This is a genomic window from Halobacillus sp. ABD4_316 (assembly GCF_056161385.1).
Map to the genome: position 1 here is coordinate 579,370 of NZ_JBSWZA010000001.1, position 14,359 is coordinate 593,728.

Sequence of the window (14,359 nt, forward strand, 5' to 3'; positions counted from 1 at the left end):
CGACTAGTCCTTGACCCGGAACCGTCGTTGATGCTTGGAAAAATTCTCTTGATAGCCTTATCATATCATTCATGACGGGGGTTTGTCTCTATCCCTTCGTCTTTTTTCAACCATTCCTCCGCCTTTCTATAATCGGACGGTGTATTCATGTTGAAGAAATGCTTGTCCAGGACATTTAGAGGGATGGGAGAAAAATCGTTGATGTCCTTCGTTCGGATCCCGGCCAGGAATTCTCCTACTTTTCTTCCACCCTGCTGTATGAATGTGTCCAGGGTATGTACCGTCCGTTTGTGATACAAACCGGATAATGGATGTCTGCGGCCGTTATGGCAGGGAATCACCGCGTCCGTTTGGGAATCCGCATACGTTAGCAGATGGCGGTAAACCTCCGCGGAAAGAAAGGGCGTATCACAGGCCGTAACGGCTATCCACTCCGCTTCCGCATGGTTCATGACAGCATGGATACCCCCGAGCGGCCCCGTCTGCTCAAAATGTTCCGGAACTGTCGGATAGACCGGGTGTGCATCGTGTTGATTAATGATCAAATGCGGCGTCAATACAGCAAGGCGGGACAAAATTCTTTCCAGCACCGATGTGCGGCCGAGCCGCAAAGAACTTTTATCCATACCCATCCTCGTCGATCCCCCTTCATTCAGAACAGCTCCGCATACGGGCTTCATGAAATCCGCTTCCGGTCGTAGGTTCGGAAGTAATAGTCATAAGGGTTTTTCTCGTCCTTCATGCCTTTCGTTTCGGAGGATAACGTCCACTGATCATAATTGAATGGCGGGAAATAGGTGTCGCCTTCGAATTCAGCGTCAATATAAGTGAGATACATACGGTCGGCATAAGGAAGCATTTTCTCGAATAATACACTGCCTCCGATGACGAACCATTCCTTATCGGGCTGCTCCTGCTCCAGTTTCAGAATCTCATCCGTGGAGTGTATGACGGTACAGCCTTCCCTGTCATAGGATTCGTTTGATGTCAAAACAATATGCTTTCGTTCAGGAAGTGGACGGCCGAAGGATTCGAACGTTTTTCTTCCCATGATGATGGTTTTCCCCCAGGTCATATCCTTAAAGAATTTAAAATCGTTGGGGATATGCCAGGGAAGGTCGTTATCTTTTCCGATTAGTTGATGACGATCCATCGCAAAAATAAATGAAATCACAGTCTCACAGCCTTTCTATGGTTTACACCGCTACCGGTGCTTTTATTCCCGGATGAGGGTCATAGTCTTCGATTGTAATATCCTTCATCTCAAAGTCGAAAAGACTTGAGATTTCACTGTTCAGGTGAAGCTTCGGCAGCCTTCGGGGTTCTCTGCTGAGCTGTCGTTGAATCTGGTCTATGTGATTGGTGTAAATATGGGCATCTCCAAGCGTATGAATGAACTCTCCGACCTCGAGGCCGCATTCGTGGGCGATTAAGTGTGTCAAGAGGGCGTAACTGGCGATGTTAAAAGGCACACCCAGGAAGATATCGCCGCTCCGCTGATAAAGCTGGCAGGAAAGCTTACCATCCGCTACGTAAAATTGGAACATGGCATGACACGGAGGCAGTGCCATATTGGAAGGAACGTCCTCCGGGTTCCATGCCGTTACGATATGGCGGCGGGAATCAGGATTGGATTTGATGCTTTCCACCACATTTTTCAATTGATCGATGCTGCCGTCCCTGCTCGTCTTCCATTCCCTCCACTGCTTTCCATAAACAGAACCAAGCTCACCGTAGGTATCAGCGAACGTATCATCGGTAAGGATTTTCTCCTTAAAACGATTCATCTGATCTTCATAAACCTTTTGGAATTCCGGATCCTGCTGACTCCTGCGGCCGAAGTCCGTCATATCCGGCCCGTGGTAGTCCTCACTTTCCACCCAGGTTTTGAACGCCCATTCATTCCAAATATTGTTATTGTGCTGCAGAAGATATTTAATGTTTGTATCTCCTTTAATAAACCAGAGCAGCTCACTCGCAATCAGACGGAAAGGCACCCGTTTGGTCGTTAAAAGAGGGAAACCTTCTTCTAAATCAAAGCGCATCTGATGGCCGAACACAGAATATGTACCTGTCCCTGTCCTGTCGGATTTTTCACTGCCTTCTTCCAATACGAGCCGGCACAAATCAAGATAGGCCTGTTCGTTATTTGTCATGATGATGAACCTCCTCATTGGTGATGAAAATATCATTTTGCATTTCTTCAAGGAATTGTACCATAAATGAATGGCGCCTGGAGGCCTCATTTCTGCCTGTTTCCGTATTCATTAGAGAGACCAGTTTCAGTAACTTTTCCTCAAAATGACTGAACGAATCGCGGGATCCATCTTCTGAATACAACGGCTGTCCATGTGCTCCACCATAAGCAAACGTGCGTGCGATACCAATGGCACCTATCGCATCCAGCCGGTCAGCATCCTGGACGATTTTTCCTGTCCACGTTTGAGGGATACGTCCTTTTGAAAACGACACATCACGGATTGATGCATCCAGTTCTTCTACCTCGCTGTGGGTCAGGGACAGGGAAAGAAGAAACGAATCTCTTTCTTTCAACGCCTGTTCAGGATGTTTTGTCAGCTTCCGGTCTCCAATATCGTGGAGCCAGCCGGCCGCTTCACACATAAAGGGGTCCCCCTTCTCCTTCCTGGCAATCGCAGCCGACCAGAAGGCGACCCGTTTCATATGCTCGTAATCATGGCCGGTCGCATCCCCTGAAAACTGCGAGGCCGTATAGGTCCGGATTCTTTCTAACATCTCTGTCTTCTTCATAGAACCTCCTAAAAATTGAATAAATCCATCTGTCTTGGATTTAAATCGTTGTAATGGATGTTCAGCATTTCCTGAAACTGTTTGGCATTGTCTGCGGCATCCCCGCCGGAATTATTGTTGAATAGGAGCGTAACCTCAGGGGTCTCCTGTTCGAGCTCCCGGGCCCGCTCCGCCCATTCGGCAAGCTCATCATGGCTGTACCGGTAAAGAAAACGGACTTTACGCCAGTCTTTCCGGCCATTTTTGTTCCATCCGTGTGTATTCCGTCCATGAAAACGCACGAGCGTCTTATTGGGATGGGTCGGCATAAGAATACGGGGAACGGACCCTTCTCCTGCCTGTGGTTCATCACAGATGCTGTGAATCCACTGCTGGTCCTTCATAAAGGAAAGCGTCTGTTCTCTGTACTCCTCCTGAAACCACGTTCGGTTCCGGAATTCAAGAGCGATCGGATACGGCTCCAGCCACTCCCGTATATACCTCAATTTGCGGATGTGCTCTTTTCTTACATCAAACCACGGAGGGAACTGAAACAGCAGGGCGTTTACTTTTCCAGCTTCCCATACCGGCTGGACCGATTCCTCATAACGGAGCATAAGATCTCTCGCTTCCTGAACGGACCTGGATTCCCTGTCATGTCCTGTCAGCTGGTTGAATGCTTTAATAACAAAAGAGAATGAGTCCGGTGTCTCTTTCAGCCACTTTTCGTAGCGGGACAGGGGCTGGATCGCATAAAAAGCTGTATCCACTTCCACTACAGGGAAATGGGAAGCATATTCGGAAAGCTTGTTTTCTGAACGCGTTTTCTCTGAATAGAGAGAGGCGTGATCGCCCCACCCGGTAAGTCCAATATCGATCGTCATCGATGTCCCTCCTCTTTGTATAACAGCGTCCACAGGAAGATGATCAAAGATTAGAACAATCCTTTTACAACTCCGGACGCATCAACATCCATCTGGAGAGCTGCCGGATTTTTAGGCAGCCCCGGCATCGTCATGACATCTCCCGTCAAAGCTACCAGGAATCCAGCACCGATGGAAGGATATAAATCTCTCACTGTAATCGTGAAATTTTCCGGACGTCCAAGCTTCGATGGATCATCGGAAAGAGAGTACTGGGTTTTGGCCATACAAATCGGCAGATGGTTGAAGCCCAGGTTGGTCATCTGGCGTATTTGTTTTTCAGCTTTGGATGAGAATTCAACGCCCGAGGCTCCATAAATCCTGCGGGCAATTTTTTCTATTTTCTGCTCTATGGAATCTTCGAGCTCATACGTGTAGGCAAGCGGCTGATGTTTTTGGTCTGCTGCAGCTATGACTTTTTCAGCAAGATCCAATCCACCGCTGCCGCCTTTCTCATGAACCTGGACAAGAGAAACGGACGCACCCTCCTGCCTACACCACGCTGTCAAGGCATCGATCTCTGCTTTAGTATCTGTCGGAAACTCATTGACAGCAATCACATAAGGGACTTGGAACTGCTCTATCGTTTCCATATGTTTTTTCAAATTGGCAGCCCCTTTCATTAAGGCGGCTGTATTTTCGTTGTGAAGCTCTTTTTTGTCCACTCCTCCATGCATCTTCAAGGCACGGATCGTTGCCACAATCACAACGGCATCAGGTTCAAATCCGCCTGCACGTGTTTTGATATCAAGGAATTTCTCTGCACCCAGGTCTGCTCCAAACCCGGCTTCTGTTACGGCGTAATCGCCGAGTTTCGCAGCCACCTTCGTAGCCTTGACACTGTTGCATCCGTGCGCAATATTGGCAAACGGCCCCCCGTGTATGATTGCCGGAGTATTCTCCAAAGTCTGAACCAGATTGGGTTTAGCAGCATCCTTCAATAGGAGAGTAAGAGCGCCTTCATAACCGAGTTCCTGAACGGTTACAGGTTTTCTGTCATACGTATACCCGATGACCATGCGGGCCAGGCGTTCTTTTAAATCCTGAAGATCTGAAGCCAGACAAAGAACAGCCATAATCTCAGAGGCGACGGAAATCATAAACCCATCTTCCCGCGGTACACCTTTGACAGGCCCTCCCAGTCCTACGACGACTTCTCTTAAGGCCCGGTCGTTCAAATCCACCACCCGCTTCCATGAAACACGACGAGGGTCGATATTCAGCTCGTTCCCCTGGTGTATGTGATTATCTATAAAAGCCGAGAGGGCATTATTCGCAGAAGTAATCGCATGAATATCTCCTGTAAAGTGCAGGTTAATTTCCTCCATAGGGACCACTTGGGAATACCCACCACCGGCGGCTCCGCCTTTCAATCCCATTGTCGGCCCAAGGGAAGGTTCCCTCAAGGCGATGACCGCCTTTTTGTTCAGCTTGTTCAAAGCCTGCCCAAGCCCCACAGTAACCGTGGACTTCCCTTCACCGGCAGGCGTCGGGTTAATGGAGGTTGTGAGGATGATTTTCCCGGATGACCGGCCTTCCAGCTTTTGTTCAAGTTTGTCAGACAGCTTTGCTTTGTAATGTCCGTAAGGTTCCCAGTCCTCTTCGGAGAGATTCAATCCGGCTGCTATGTCCTTGATAGGTTTCATTTGTGCTTCAAGGGCTATATCAATGTCTTTCTTCATATGTATCATCCTTTCTATTTTCCACCTCTATTGTACCTTACACCGCTTGATAGTTATAGTCATCCACTCTTGCGGACCCTCCCAACATGTATCCGTTTCCTTATCTTCATTTAAAAGGTTTTTTGAAGAAAAAAGTATAGTCTGAATGTTGACGCTTTTTTTCTCATAAGATATATTTGTAGTAAGCAAATATCACGATCGGAAAGATAAATGACTGGTAAAGCCCATAGGAGTGACCGGAATTTATGTTCCGCACTTGTATGGTTTTTTTTATTTCGGTCTGTATTTGTAATTCCCACGTTTGACGTGCAAGATTTAGGAGGAAACAACATGCAGAATGGTACAGTAAAATGGTTTAACGCTGAAAAAGGCTACGGCTTCATCCAGGTAGAGGGCGGCAACGATGTATTCGTCCACTTCTCTGCGATTCAGGAGGAAGGCTTCAAATCCCTTGAAGAGGGACAGGCCGTAACATTTGAAATCGTTGAAGGCGACCGTGGTCCACAGGCGGCCAACGTTGTAAAAGCATAAATCTCCAAAAAAAGCAGTCTCTTTTGAGATTGCTTTTTTTCATTTGCCGTTATCCTTGCATTCCTGCCTGTTCCGTCGTATAATTTAGCGCTGTTGTACGCATACGCGGTTCGGGAACTCCCGCGTTACCAAAACTAGGAGGAATAACAGCATGAATAACGAAATGATATGGCTGATTTTTGCAATCATAAACTTCATACTTCTGCTTGGTGTGTACCGGATATTCGGTAGAACCGGCTTGTTTGTCTGGATCGGTATGGCTACAGTGGTGGCCAACATCCAGGTCGTAAAAACCATTGAGTTGTTCGGTCTACAGGCGACACTTGGAAACATCGTCTATGGAACAGCCTTTTTAGCTACAGACATATTAAATGAAAAATACGGAAAGAAAGAAGCTGGAAAAGCGGTTTGGCTCGGATTCAGTTCTCTGCTTGCCATGACTATCCTTATGCAGGGGGCTCTCCTGTTCACGCCAGGATCCAATGATATCGCCCACCCCGCACTGGAAACATTGTTCGGTATTGTTCCGAGAGTAGCAGCCGGAAGTCTGGCCGCCTATCTGGTGAGTCAATATTTTGATGTGTGGCTCTACGCCCGGCTGAAGAAACGGTTTGCAGATGATAAATTTTTATGGATCCGCAACAACGGAAGCACCATGATCAGCCAGCTTCTGGACACAGCGGTTTTCTGCTTCATCGCCTTTTACGGCGTTTATCCATTTGACATATGGCTGGAAATATTCCTGACAACCTACATCATTAAATTTATAGTATCCGCTTTGGATACCCCATTCTTTTATATAGCAAAAAAATTTCCACGCTCTGAGTGAGGAGGGCCTTCATGATTGAAATATACACCGATGCTGCCTGCAGCGGCGATCCGGGTCTGAGCGCCGCAGGGATTGTGATCAAAACCAACAATCAAACCGAAGAACACCAGTGCTTTCTTGGTACATGGACCAATCATGAAGCGGAATTCCTTGCGGTCAGCCGCGCTCTGGAATTGTGCCGGTCGTATTACCCGGGTGAGATCATTTCCATCCGGTCTGATTCAAAAATCGCTGTCGATACACTGGATCGGAAATATACGAAAAACAAAAAGTTCCTTCCTTTATTCGAGCACATTCAGGAGCTGGAACAGTCCTTTTCCTTTGTATTTTATAAATGGATCCCAGATAAACAAAACCGGCATGCAGACAAGCTCGCCCGCGAATGCCTGTTGAAACACGCACAAAACCCAGATCAATCCTGATCTGGGTTTTGTTATGACTTCTTTAAAGCCAGCTTCTGCTCCACCACTTCATAGGCCCGGCGCTTGTTTGTAATCGATGCGTCTGCAATAAGTTCCAGCACACTGATAAAGAAGCTGGCGTCAAAGGACTGCTGTGCTTTCAGTGTCGTCCGGACGGCAATAATGGTTTTCCATTCAGCTGCATTCGTCGAATTTTTACCAAAGTAAATAAACTGTACATCCTCATCACTCAGTTTAAAGCCTCTGCTCCATAGATCCTCAAGAAAATAAGCCAAGTCATGTTTTCGATTCATAGGACGCTCCTTCGTGCATAGATCGTTGAAACCTTCACGTTCGCGAAAAAGTGCAAAGCCACTCTTTCTGTCCGTCCCCATTATAGCATCTTTATTCGACAAATTTCTTCTCTCTCTGCTTCTTTTTCAAAAATAAAGCCAGGTCCCAGGGCCTGGCGGAGATGGATGTTTCCTATTTTTTTCTCGTTTCCTCGAGGGATGCACGTTTTTGTAATTTCAATCGGTCGATGGCAGGAGCAGCCCCGACATGAGCTGTTATATAGATCATAAGCACACTGTACACCATCATCACAGCAAGAAGAAGCAGAACCATCATCTGCACACCTTTCTAATTGAAAATGATTTTCATTTCTATTTAGAAATTATAGCAGAGCTTCGGCAGGTCCGCAACGGGAAATCCCTCCTATACCCGCTCCTTCAGCGCTTTTTCTTCTTCCGGGATCCGGACCGTTAAAACCATGAGATGAAGAAAAGGAAAAACAAGGGCAGTTGCATAAGCATGAAACAATACAGGAATCACCAGCAGCTCAAAAAATACAATCACATAATTAGGATGCTTCATATATTTATATAATCCACGGCTGATTGGTTTTTCCTCAGGAAGAACGAGAATCCTTGTGTTCCATCTTTTCCCAAGCGTAGAAATGCACCATATTCTCATCCCTTGGAGAACTATAAAAAGAAAAACGGCGGGATAGAAGATTGGTTGAAACACAAAAGTAGTAAACGTGTATTCTGCTATGATGGACAGAAAAAACAGGGCATGCAGAAGGATGAACAAATAATAATGATTACTTCCCCATTCTTTCGCACCTTGAGAAAGCATCCATTTCCGATTTCTTGCTGCCAGAATAAGTTCACCCAAGCGCTGAAAAATAATCAGCGAAAAGATCAGCCACAACAGCATCCCCATCTATACCCACTCCAAACTGATAATTTCTGAACTAAAGCCAGGCCCGAGAGATGTCATCAACGAACGCGTGCCCGTTTCAGGCCGCTGATCCATGATATGCTCCAAGACAAAATGGACGGTTGGTGAAGACATGTTTCCATGCTGCGCCAATACGTTTTTGGAGGAAATCAGCACAAAATCCTCCAGATGGAGAACTTCCTTATACGCCTCCAGTACTTTCTTCCCTCCGGGGTGCGCGACGATAAATGGAAGCCCGTTGACATCCCATTGGTGTTCATTTAATACTTCACGTACATGGACACTCCAGAAATCCTTCACTAACCGTGGAATACTTTTTTTGAATATCACTTCAAAGCCATTGTCCACAACACGCCATCCCATTACATCTTCACTATTCCGTTTTGTTTTGGAGCTGGCACTAATTATCGAAGGAACCGCTTCTTGAACCTGATTGTTCATTTTCCATGTATCACCTGAAACAAGCACGGCAGAAGCACCGTCTCCGAATAATGCTGTTCCTACAAAGTTGCTTGTTGTTGCATCATCCAATTGAAATGTCAAACTGCAGAGCTCCACACAAACCACCAGCACGCAGCTATCCGGATGTCCCAGCAGCCATTCATAAGCTTTTGCTACTCCACTCGTTCCACCTGCACAGCCAAGACCAAAAAGCGGGGTTCGTTTCACACTTTCTTTAAGATGCAGTTCATTCATTATGTAGGCATCGAGGGTTGGAGTGGCAATTCCTGTTGATGAGACAAAAATGACGTGATCGATGGTTCCATAGTCAAAATCTCCTCCAAACACCTTTCCTACACAATTTTTCACTGCTTTTAAACTGTACTGGAGAGCTTTATCGACGTACAAGTCATTTCTTTCCTTTAATCCGTGCTGTTTTTTATACCAATCCAATGGCTGCGCAAACTGTCGTTCATGTACTTCCGCATGTTCAAAGATGGGAAGCAGTCGTTTCATTTCGTGAGGTTTCATGGGAAACAGTTCTTTTACGAGATGCTGGACATCTGTTTGAGGACAGGGATATTCCGCACGGGCCGTTCCTGCAGCAATAATGTAAGGCATTGTCATCCTCCTTTTTCTTACTATGTGTAAAAAAAGGAGATTTATGTTTGTATCGATTTCTTCTTATTGATGGTTTTTTCTTTTTTGCAGTTCGGAGTTGCTACTAAGTTTTAAGTTAGAATTATAAAGCATAGATTGCGCCATGGATGATGGCTGTTTTGTTCGTTTTTTAGAAACCGTAAATGGTCATGCCTCCATCTACAAGGAGTGTCTGTCCTGTCATATAATTGCCGGCATCTGAAGCAAGAAATACGGCTGCGCCGCTGAGTTCTTCCAGCTTCCCTATCCTGTTTAACGGCGTCCGTGCGAGAATCTCTTTCACATACTCCTCATCCTGAAGCAGCTTCTCTGTCAGGGAGGTAGGAAAATACCACGGCCCGATTGCGTTCACATTGATGTTGTGCCCCCCCCATTCAAGGGCAAGATTCTTAGTCATCTGAATGAGTGCACTTTTCGTCATGGCATAAACCACACCAGTACGAAGAGCGGTGTGCCCTCCCACAGAAGAGATGTTAATAATCTTACCTGCCCTGTTATCCATCATGATCCGTCCGGCATATTGAGAAAGAAAGAAGGCGCTTTTCATATTGGTATTGATGATCTGGTCCCATTCCGATTCGGAAACGGAGGCAGCTTCACTCCGGATATTCATGCCGGCGTTATTCACCCAGATGTCAATGGGTCGCCCCTGCCTTATGTTCTCGACTTTTTCAATGATAAGGTCATAATGATTAATGTCTTCTACTATTGGAAAAGCCCGCTGCCCCAGTTCCTCTACGTCATCCTTCACTTGGTCAAGCTCCCAGCTGTTTCTGGCAATGATGATGACGTCTGCACCGGATTTAGCAAAGGCCAGTGTAATGGCCCTTCCGATCCCTTTCGTTCCTCCCGTGACAACAGCTAAGCGGTGATCCAGTCTGAAATTTGGCAGATACATAGGTTATCCTCCTGTTTATTCGATGAATTTTCAGTATATTGTAACATTTTTGCTAATTCTTTACATTTTCCTCCTGCTTTTTTACAATAAACGTTGTAACTACATAAGGGGGTCATAACTTTGAAAAAATGGTTAATTGCTCTCGGTGTAACTTCGGCATTGATAACAGCCGGTTGCAGCGGAGACACAGAAGAAAGCAGTGATTCAGAAGGACAAAACGAAGAAACGGCTGAAACTGAAGAAGATAACAGCCAGGATCTTAAACAATCACTGATGGATGCCCAGATGGAATTGACCGATACATTTAAACCGCACCAGCAGAAAATTTCCGCCTATCAAGCAGCGGCTGCTGAGGAAGAGCCGGATACAGAAACCATTACATCAGCAGGCGAAGAAGCGAAAACAGCTGCTGGTGAAGCAGCGGCTGCTGCTTCAGACTACACAATAGAAACCGAACTTCCTGATGAAACGAAAACAAAAATCCAGGAAGCCATGCCTTCTCTTCAGGCCTACTACGAGGAAGTAGAAAAAGCATTGGATGAAAACATAGAAGAAGCCGACTTCTCAGCTGCCGATGAAAAAGCAGCGGAATTCAATGAGCAGTTTGGTCAGATTCTAAAAGATGCAGGCTTCCCAGCTGCCCCGGATTTAATTGGTGAAATGTCATAATGATAAGATACCCAGCTGCATGCAGCTGGGTATCTTTTTAATTAGTTGGATAACTTATAGATGTTCTGGTATTTTTCAGTGACGTACGTAATGAGGTAATCGGGGTTCAACCCTTCTCCTGTCACATCCTGGATAATTTCAAGCGGCTTCTTCATTTTTCCATACTTGTGAATGTTCACCGTCAACCACTCCTGAATCGGTTTGAAATTCCCTTTTTCCATACATTCATTCACATCAATATCTTTCCTCATCGCCGCGTTTATCTGGGCTGCGTACATATAGCCGAGAGCGTAGGAAGGAAAGTAACCGAAATCTCCCCCTGACCAGTGGATATCCTGCAGCACTCCCTCACCGTCGTTGGAAGGGATGATGCCAAGGTAGTCCTCCATCTTCCTATTCCATAACTCAGGAAGATCCTTCACTTCAATTTCCCCGCCGATCAAGGCTTTCTCCAGCTCATAGCGGACCATAATATGAAGGCAGTAGGTCAGCTCATCCGCTTCAATCCGTATGAATGACGGCTTCACTTCATTTACAGCTTTATAAAAGTCACTTAAAGGAAGCTCCTTAAAGCTTTCGGGTGCATAGTTCTTGAAGACAGGGTAATGGTTTTTCCAGAAGCTTTCACTTCTTGCGATAAAGTTCTCCCAGAAAAGGGACTGGGATTCATGGATTCCCATGCTTGTCCCATCCGCCAGAGGAGTGAAGGCCAAGTCTTTTGAAATGTTCTGCTCATACAAAGCGTGCCCCCCTTCATGAATGGTCCCGAATACAGCGGTCCGAAAATCTTTCTCATCATATTTCGTCGTTACCCGCACATCCTTCTGGTTCAATCCGATTGCAAATGGATGGATGGTTTCATCCAGACGTCCCGCCTCAAAATCATAGCCCATCCGCTTCAAAATCTCCTCACTGAAGGCTGCCTGCTGATCTTTAGGAAAATGTCCCTCCAGAACCGATGGGTCGGGTTTATTATCAGAAGCTTGAATATCAGAAAGCAGACCTGTCAACGCTTCTCTTACCTTAGGAAAAACCTCATCAAGAATCCGGACGGTCATGCCAGGCTCATAACTGTGCAGGAGCGCGTCATATTTATGCTCTTCATATCCCCAATATTCAGCAAAGCGTCGCTTATAGTCCACCAGTTCTTCTAAATAGGGCTGGAATAAGGCAAAGTCATTGTTGTCCTTTGCTTCCGCCCAGACCGCTTCCGCCCGGCTCTGCAGTGTCACGTATTCCCTGTATTCTTCTGCCGGGATTTTCACCGTGCGAAGGTACGTTTCTTCCGCTTCCTCGACTGCTCTCTCCATCAGCCGACTGGATGTCCGCCCCTTCAATTCACTGATCATCGTTTTCATATGATCAGAGGTCTGGATTTCATGCACTTTGGAAGAAAGGACTCCAATCACCTCTGAACGTCCTTCTATCCCTTTTTTCGGTGCTTTCGTCCGCATATCCCAGGCCATTAACCCAATAGCTTCTTCATAGGACGCCTGTTCCTTCAGCAGAGCCTGAAATTCCTTCTCTGTATGACTGCTCACTATACCCTCTCCTTTTTACATCATCGTTATGTAGCTGCCTTTTCATTATAGCAGTCTTTCTCTTTACACACAGGAATAGAAAAAGACCGCCCGGTCATCCGGACGGTCTTCTCCTTCACTCTTTAAAACTCTTTGGCTGTCTGTTTTTTCTTCTTCCCGAAATATTGATAATAGTCCGTCTTGATATATCCATTGAAGAGCTTCCTCTTCTTTGTAGCGGACTGGCCGTACAGCTTTTCGAATCCTTCGTGGGACGTCAGGATGTAAACGCTCCATGATGGATAATCACGCATGATCGTACCAAGATCTCTGTACATCTGCTCCACTTCTTCACGGTCACCGATCCGCTCCCCGTAAGGTGGGTTGGATACAATATATCCCCCATCATGCTTCGGCTTCAAATCATTCATCTGCATCTGCTTCCACGACACAAGCTCACCAAGTCCCGCTTCCATCGCATTTTTTCTGGCGATTTCAATCATTTTCGGATCAAGGTCTGACCCTGTAATGTCGAGAGGCTGATCATAATCGGCGGCATCCTCCGCTTCCTGAAAGGCATCATCCCAGGCTTTTTGAGGAATGAATCCCCAGCCTTCCGATGCAAATTCGCGATTAAACCCTGGTGCAATATTCTGCCCGATCAAAGCGGCTTCGATCGCGATGGTTCCAGAACCGCAGAAAGGATCGACAAACGGCTTGTCCGGATGCCAGTTCGTAATCTGAACGAGTGCTGCGGCCATTGTCTCCTTCAACGGGGCTTCCCCCTGTCCCACTCTATATCCGCGCTTATGGAGACCTGAACCGGATGTATCGATTGTAAGAAGGGCTTCATCTTTATGAATGGCCACTTCCACTCTGTAAAAGGAGCCGGTTTCCTTCAGCCACGAGGCCACTCCATGCTTTTTCTTCAACCGTTCCACAATCGCTTTTTTAACAATCGCCTGACAATCCGGAACACTGTACAGTTTCGATTTAACCGATTTTCCTACAACGGGGAATTCACCGTCTTCTTCAATGAACGTTTCCCATGGCAGGGCTTTCGTTTCTTCAAACAATTGATCAAAGCTTGTCGCTTTGAACCGGCCGACCAGCAGTTTAACCCGGTCTGCTGTCCGAAGCCACAAATTCGTACGCGGAATGGCTGACACATCGGCTTTGAAAAGGACACGTCCATTTTCCACTTCCACATCCTCATACCCGAGCGCTTTCACTTCTTTACTGACGATTGACTCCAGGCCCATCGCCGCTGTCGCAATTAACGTTACTTTTCCCGCCATATTTTCTCCCTGCCTTTCCATTTACATATGAAAGTCAAAATAAAAACCCTTCTAAAAAGCATAGGGCTTTCCAGAAGGGTAGCTTATACATAATGAACGACCTTTGAATACTCTGTAAGCCATGTTCTGTTCCATCGTACTGCCAGCGGTGGTCAGCCTCGTACTCCGGTGGCAATCATCTATCTGCCGTAAAACGGCCTTTTCTCCGGTTCGTTTCCCTTCAAAAAGTGCCCCTACCTAAATTTGGGTTGCTCGCTCGCGGGGTTTACCTCGTTCCACCCGGCATATTTCTATACCGGCTCCGTCACTGTGGCACTTTCAAGGTAGTCATTCCCTATCCTTAGACGTAGGAATTTTCCCTGCCGTAAGTTCAAAAGAACTCCCCTGACTTATGATTTCGTCAGGCACGAACACTACAGACATCTCAGTACTGTGCGAGCATGGACTTTCCTCTGCACAGTCAAGCTGCGCAGCGATTACCCGAGTATTCAAATGTATGTTGTCATCTGTTTCA

17 protein-coding genes and 1 other RNA gene are annotated in these 14,359 nt (G+C 46.4%); 4 read left to right on the plus strand and 14 right to left on the minus strand.

The features are described 5' to 3' along the window. Positions 1-65: 65 nt before the first annotated feature. Genes mobA through ACXAJH_RS03145 form a run of 6 tightly spaced genes read right to left on the minus strand, consistent with a single transcriptional unit; the run spans position 66 to position 5,353 of the window. Positions 66-680, minus strand: a complete 615-nt coding sequence (mobA, locus tag ACXAJH_RS03120; RefSeq protein ID WP_474968642.1) for a molybdenum cofactor guanylyltransferase — start codon at positions 678-680, stop codon at positions 66-68. Further along, on the minus strand, positions 677-1,174 hold the full coding sequence (locus tag ACXAJH_RS03125) for a dihydrofolate reductase (protein ID WP_474968643.1): 498 nt from the start codon (positions 1,172-1,174) through the stop codon (positions 677-679). The genes mobA and ACXAJH_RS03125 overlap by 4 nt, the downstream gene beginning before the upstream one ends. Before the next feature lie 22 nt (positions 1,175-1,196). Further along, on the minus strand, positions 1,197-2,156 hold the full coding sequence (locus tag ACXAJH_RS03130; protein WP_474971400.1) for a thymidylate synthase: 960 nt from the start codon (positions 2,154-2,156) through the stop codon (positions 1,197-1,199). After that, a complete protein-coding gene (locus ACXAJH_RS03135) occupies positions 2,146-2,769 on the minus strand; it encodes an HD domain-containing protein (protein ID WP_474992000.1) in 624 nt (207 codons plus the stop codon). Before ACXAJH_RS03135 ends, ACXAJH_RS03130 begins: the two co-directional genes overlap by 11 nt. Before the next feature lie 8 nt (positions 2,770-2,777). Next, complete coding sequence (locus ACXAJH_RS03140) at positions 2,778-3,632, minus strand: DUF72 domain-containing protein (protein WP_474993072.1); 855 nt, start codon at positions 3,630-3,632, stop codon at positions 2,778-2,780. A 50-nt stretch (positions 3,633-3,682) separates the two neighbouring features. Beyond that, positions 3,683-5,353 (minus strand): formate--tetrahydrofolate ligase, encoded by a 1,671-nt coding sequence (locus ACXAJH_RS03145; protein WP_474993074.1) that lies wholly within the window; start codon positions 5,351-5,353, stop codon positions 3,683-3,685. Positions 5,354-5,683: 330 nt separating this feature from the next. On the opposite strand from ACXAJH_RS03145, the gene ACXAJH_RS03150 reads away from it, so the two are divergent. The 3 genes from ACXAJH_RS03150 to ACXAJH_RS03160 all read left to right on the plus strand — a co-directional run bounded on the left by ACXAJH_RS03150 (position 5,684) and on the right by ACXAJH_RS03160 (position 7,135). After that, on the plus strand, positions 5,684-5,884 hold the full coding sequence (locus ACXAJH_RS03150) for a cold-shock protein (RefSeq protein ID WP_474968648.1): 201 nt from the start codon (positions 5,684-5,686) through the stop codon (positions 5,882-5,884). Positions 5,885-6,035: 151 nt separating this feature from the next. Beyond that, a complete protein-coding gene (locus ACXAJH_RS03155) occupies positions 6,036-6,713 on the plus strand; it encodes a queuosine precursor transporter (RefSeq protein WP_474968649.1) in 678 nt (225 codons plus the stop codon). A gap of 11 nt (positions 6,714-6,724) precedes the next feature. Continuing rightward, positions 6,725-7,135, plus strand: a complete 411-nt coding sequence (locus ACXAJH_RS03160) for a ribonuclease HI family protein (protein WP_474971397.1) — start codon at positions 6,725-6,727, stop codon at positions 7,133-7,135. 11 nt (positions 7,136-7,146) lie between these two features. Here the strand turns inward: ACXAJH_RS03160 and ACXAJH_RS03165 are convergent, their stop codons facing one another. The 5 genes from ACXAJH_RS03165 to ACXAJH_RS03185 form a co-directional block, all read right to left on the minus strand. Continuing rightward, on the minus strand, positions 7,147-7,428 hold the full coding sequence (locus tag ACXAJH_RS03165; RefSeq protein WP_474968651.1) for a DUF6123 family protein: 282 nt from the start codon (positions 7,426-7,428) through the stop codon (positions 7,147-7,149). A gap of 172 nt (positions 7,429-7,600) precedes the next feature. After that, the gene (locus tag ACXAJH_RS03170) at positions 7,601-7,741 is read right to left on the minus strand and encodes a hypothetical protein (RefSeq protein ID WP_474992002.1); all 141 of its coding nucleotides are present in this window, start codon (positions 7,739-7,741) and stop codon (positions 7,601-7,603) included. Positions 7,742-7,831: 90 nt separating this feature from the next. Continuing rightward, a complete protein-coding gene (locus tag ACXAJH_RS03175) occupies positions 7,832-8,341 on the minus strand; it encodes an isoprenylcysteine carboxyl methyltransferase family protein (protein WP_474993076.1) in 510 nt (169 codons plus the stop codon). Continuing rightward, the gene (locus ACXAJH_RS03180; RefSeq protein ID WP_474993078.1) at positions 8,342-9,421 is read right to left on the minus strand and encodes a type III polyketide synthase; all 1,080 of its coding nucleotides are present in this window, start codon (positions 9,419-9,421) and stop codon (positions 8,342-8,344) included. Positions 9,422-9,590: 169 nt separating this feature from the next. After that, a complete protein-coding gene (locus ACXAJH_RS03185; protein ID WP_474993080.1) occupies positions 9,591-10,358 on the minus strand; it encodes an SDR family NAD(P)-dependent oxidoreductase in 768 nt (255 codons plus the stop codon). Between the two features lie 120 nt (positions 10,359-10,478). On the opposite strand from ACXAJH_RS03185, the gene ACXAJH_RS03190 reads away from it, so the two are divergent. Then, positions 10,479-11,027, plus strand: coding sequence for a hypothetical protein (locus ACXAJH_RS03190; RefSeq protein WP_474968656.1), 549 nt, complete (start codon positions 10,479-10,481; stop codon positions 11,025-11,027). 41 nt (positions 11,028-11,068) lie between these two features. Here the strand turns inward: ACXAJH_RS03190 and ACXAJH_RS03195 are convergent, their stop codons facing one another. The 3 genes from ACXAJH_RS03195 to rnpB form a co-directional block, all read right to left on the minus strand. Next, a complete protein-coding gene (locus tag ACXAJH_RS03195; protein WP_474993082.1) occupies positions 11,069-12,568 on the minus strand; it encodes a carboxypeptidase M32 in 1,500 nt (499 codons plus the stop codon). Positions 12,569-12,690: 122 nt separating this feature from the next. Then, positions 12,691-13,845, minus strand: a complete 1,155-nt coding sequence (locus ACXAJH_RS03200; RefSeq protein ID WP_474968658.1) for a THUMP domain-containing class I SAM-dependent RNA methyltransferase — start codon at positions 13,843-13,845, stop codon at positions 12,691-12,693. Between the two features lie 110 nt (positions 13,846-13,955). Continuing rightward, positions 13,956-14,333, minus strand: an RNA gene (rnpB, locus tag ACXAJH_RS03205) — RNase P RNA component class B. Between the last annotated feature and the right edge of the window lie 26 nt (positions 14,334-14,359).

Coding starts and splice junctions, on each gene's coding strand:
- ACXAJH_RS03165 (WP_474968651.1), bottom strand. CDS start 7,428: ATGAATCGAAAACATGACTTGGCTTATTTTCTTGAGGATCTATGGAGC.
- ACXAJH_RS03160 (WP_474971397.1), top strand. CDS start 6,725: ATGATTGAAATATACACCGATGCTGCCTGCAGCGGCGATCCGGGTCTG.
- ACXAJH_RS03135 (WP_474992000.1), bottom strand. CDS start 2,769: ATGAAGAAGACAGAGATGTTAGAAAGAATCCGGACCTATACGGCCTCG.
- ACXAJH_RS03130 (WP_474971400.1), bottom strand. CDS start 2,156: ATGACAAATAACGAACAGGCCTATCTTGATTTGTGCCGGCTCGTATTG.
- ACXAJH_RS03200 (WP_474968658.1), bottom strand. CDS start 13,845: ATGGCGGGAAAAGTAACGTTAATTGCGACAGCGGCGATGGGCCTGGAG.
- ACXAJH_RS03180 (WP_474993078.1), bottom strand. CDS start 9,421: ATGCCTTACATTATTGCTGCAGGAACGGCCCGTGCGGAATATCCCTGT.
- ACXAJH_RS03150 (WP_474968648.1), top strand. CDS start 5,684: ATGCAGAATGGTACAGTAAAATGGTTTAACGCTGAAAAAGGCTACGGC.
- ACXAJH_RS03140 (WP_474993072.1), bottom strand. CDS start 3,632: ATGACGATCGATATTGGACTTACCGGGTGGGGCGATCACGCCTCTCTC.
- ACXAJH_RS03170 (WP_474992002.1), bottom strand. CDS start 7,741: ATGGTTCTGCTTCTTCTTGCTGTGATGATGGTGTACAGTGTGCTTATG.
- ACXAJH_RS03155 (WP_474968649.1), top strand. CDS start 6,036: ATGAATAACGAAATGATATGGCTGATTTTTGCAATCATAAACTTCATA.
- ACXAJH_RS03185 (WP_474993080.1), bottom strand. CDS start 10,358: ATGTATCTGCCAAATTTCAGACTGGATCACCGCTTAGCTGTTGTCACG.
- mobA (WP_474968642.1), bottom strand. CDS start 680: ATGAAGCCCGTATGCGGAGCTGTTCTGAATGAAGGGGGATCGACGAGG.
- ACXAJH_RS03145 (WP_474993074.1), bottom strand. CDS start 5,353: ATGAAGAAAGACATTGATATAGCCCTTGAAGCACAAATGAAACCTATC.
- ACXAJH_RS03175 (WP_474993076.1), bottom strand. CDS start 8,341: ATGGGGATGCTGTTGTGGCTGATCTTTTCGCTGATTATTTTTCAGCGC.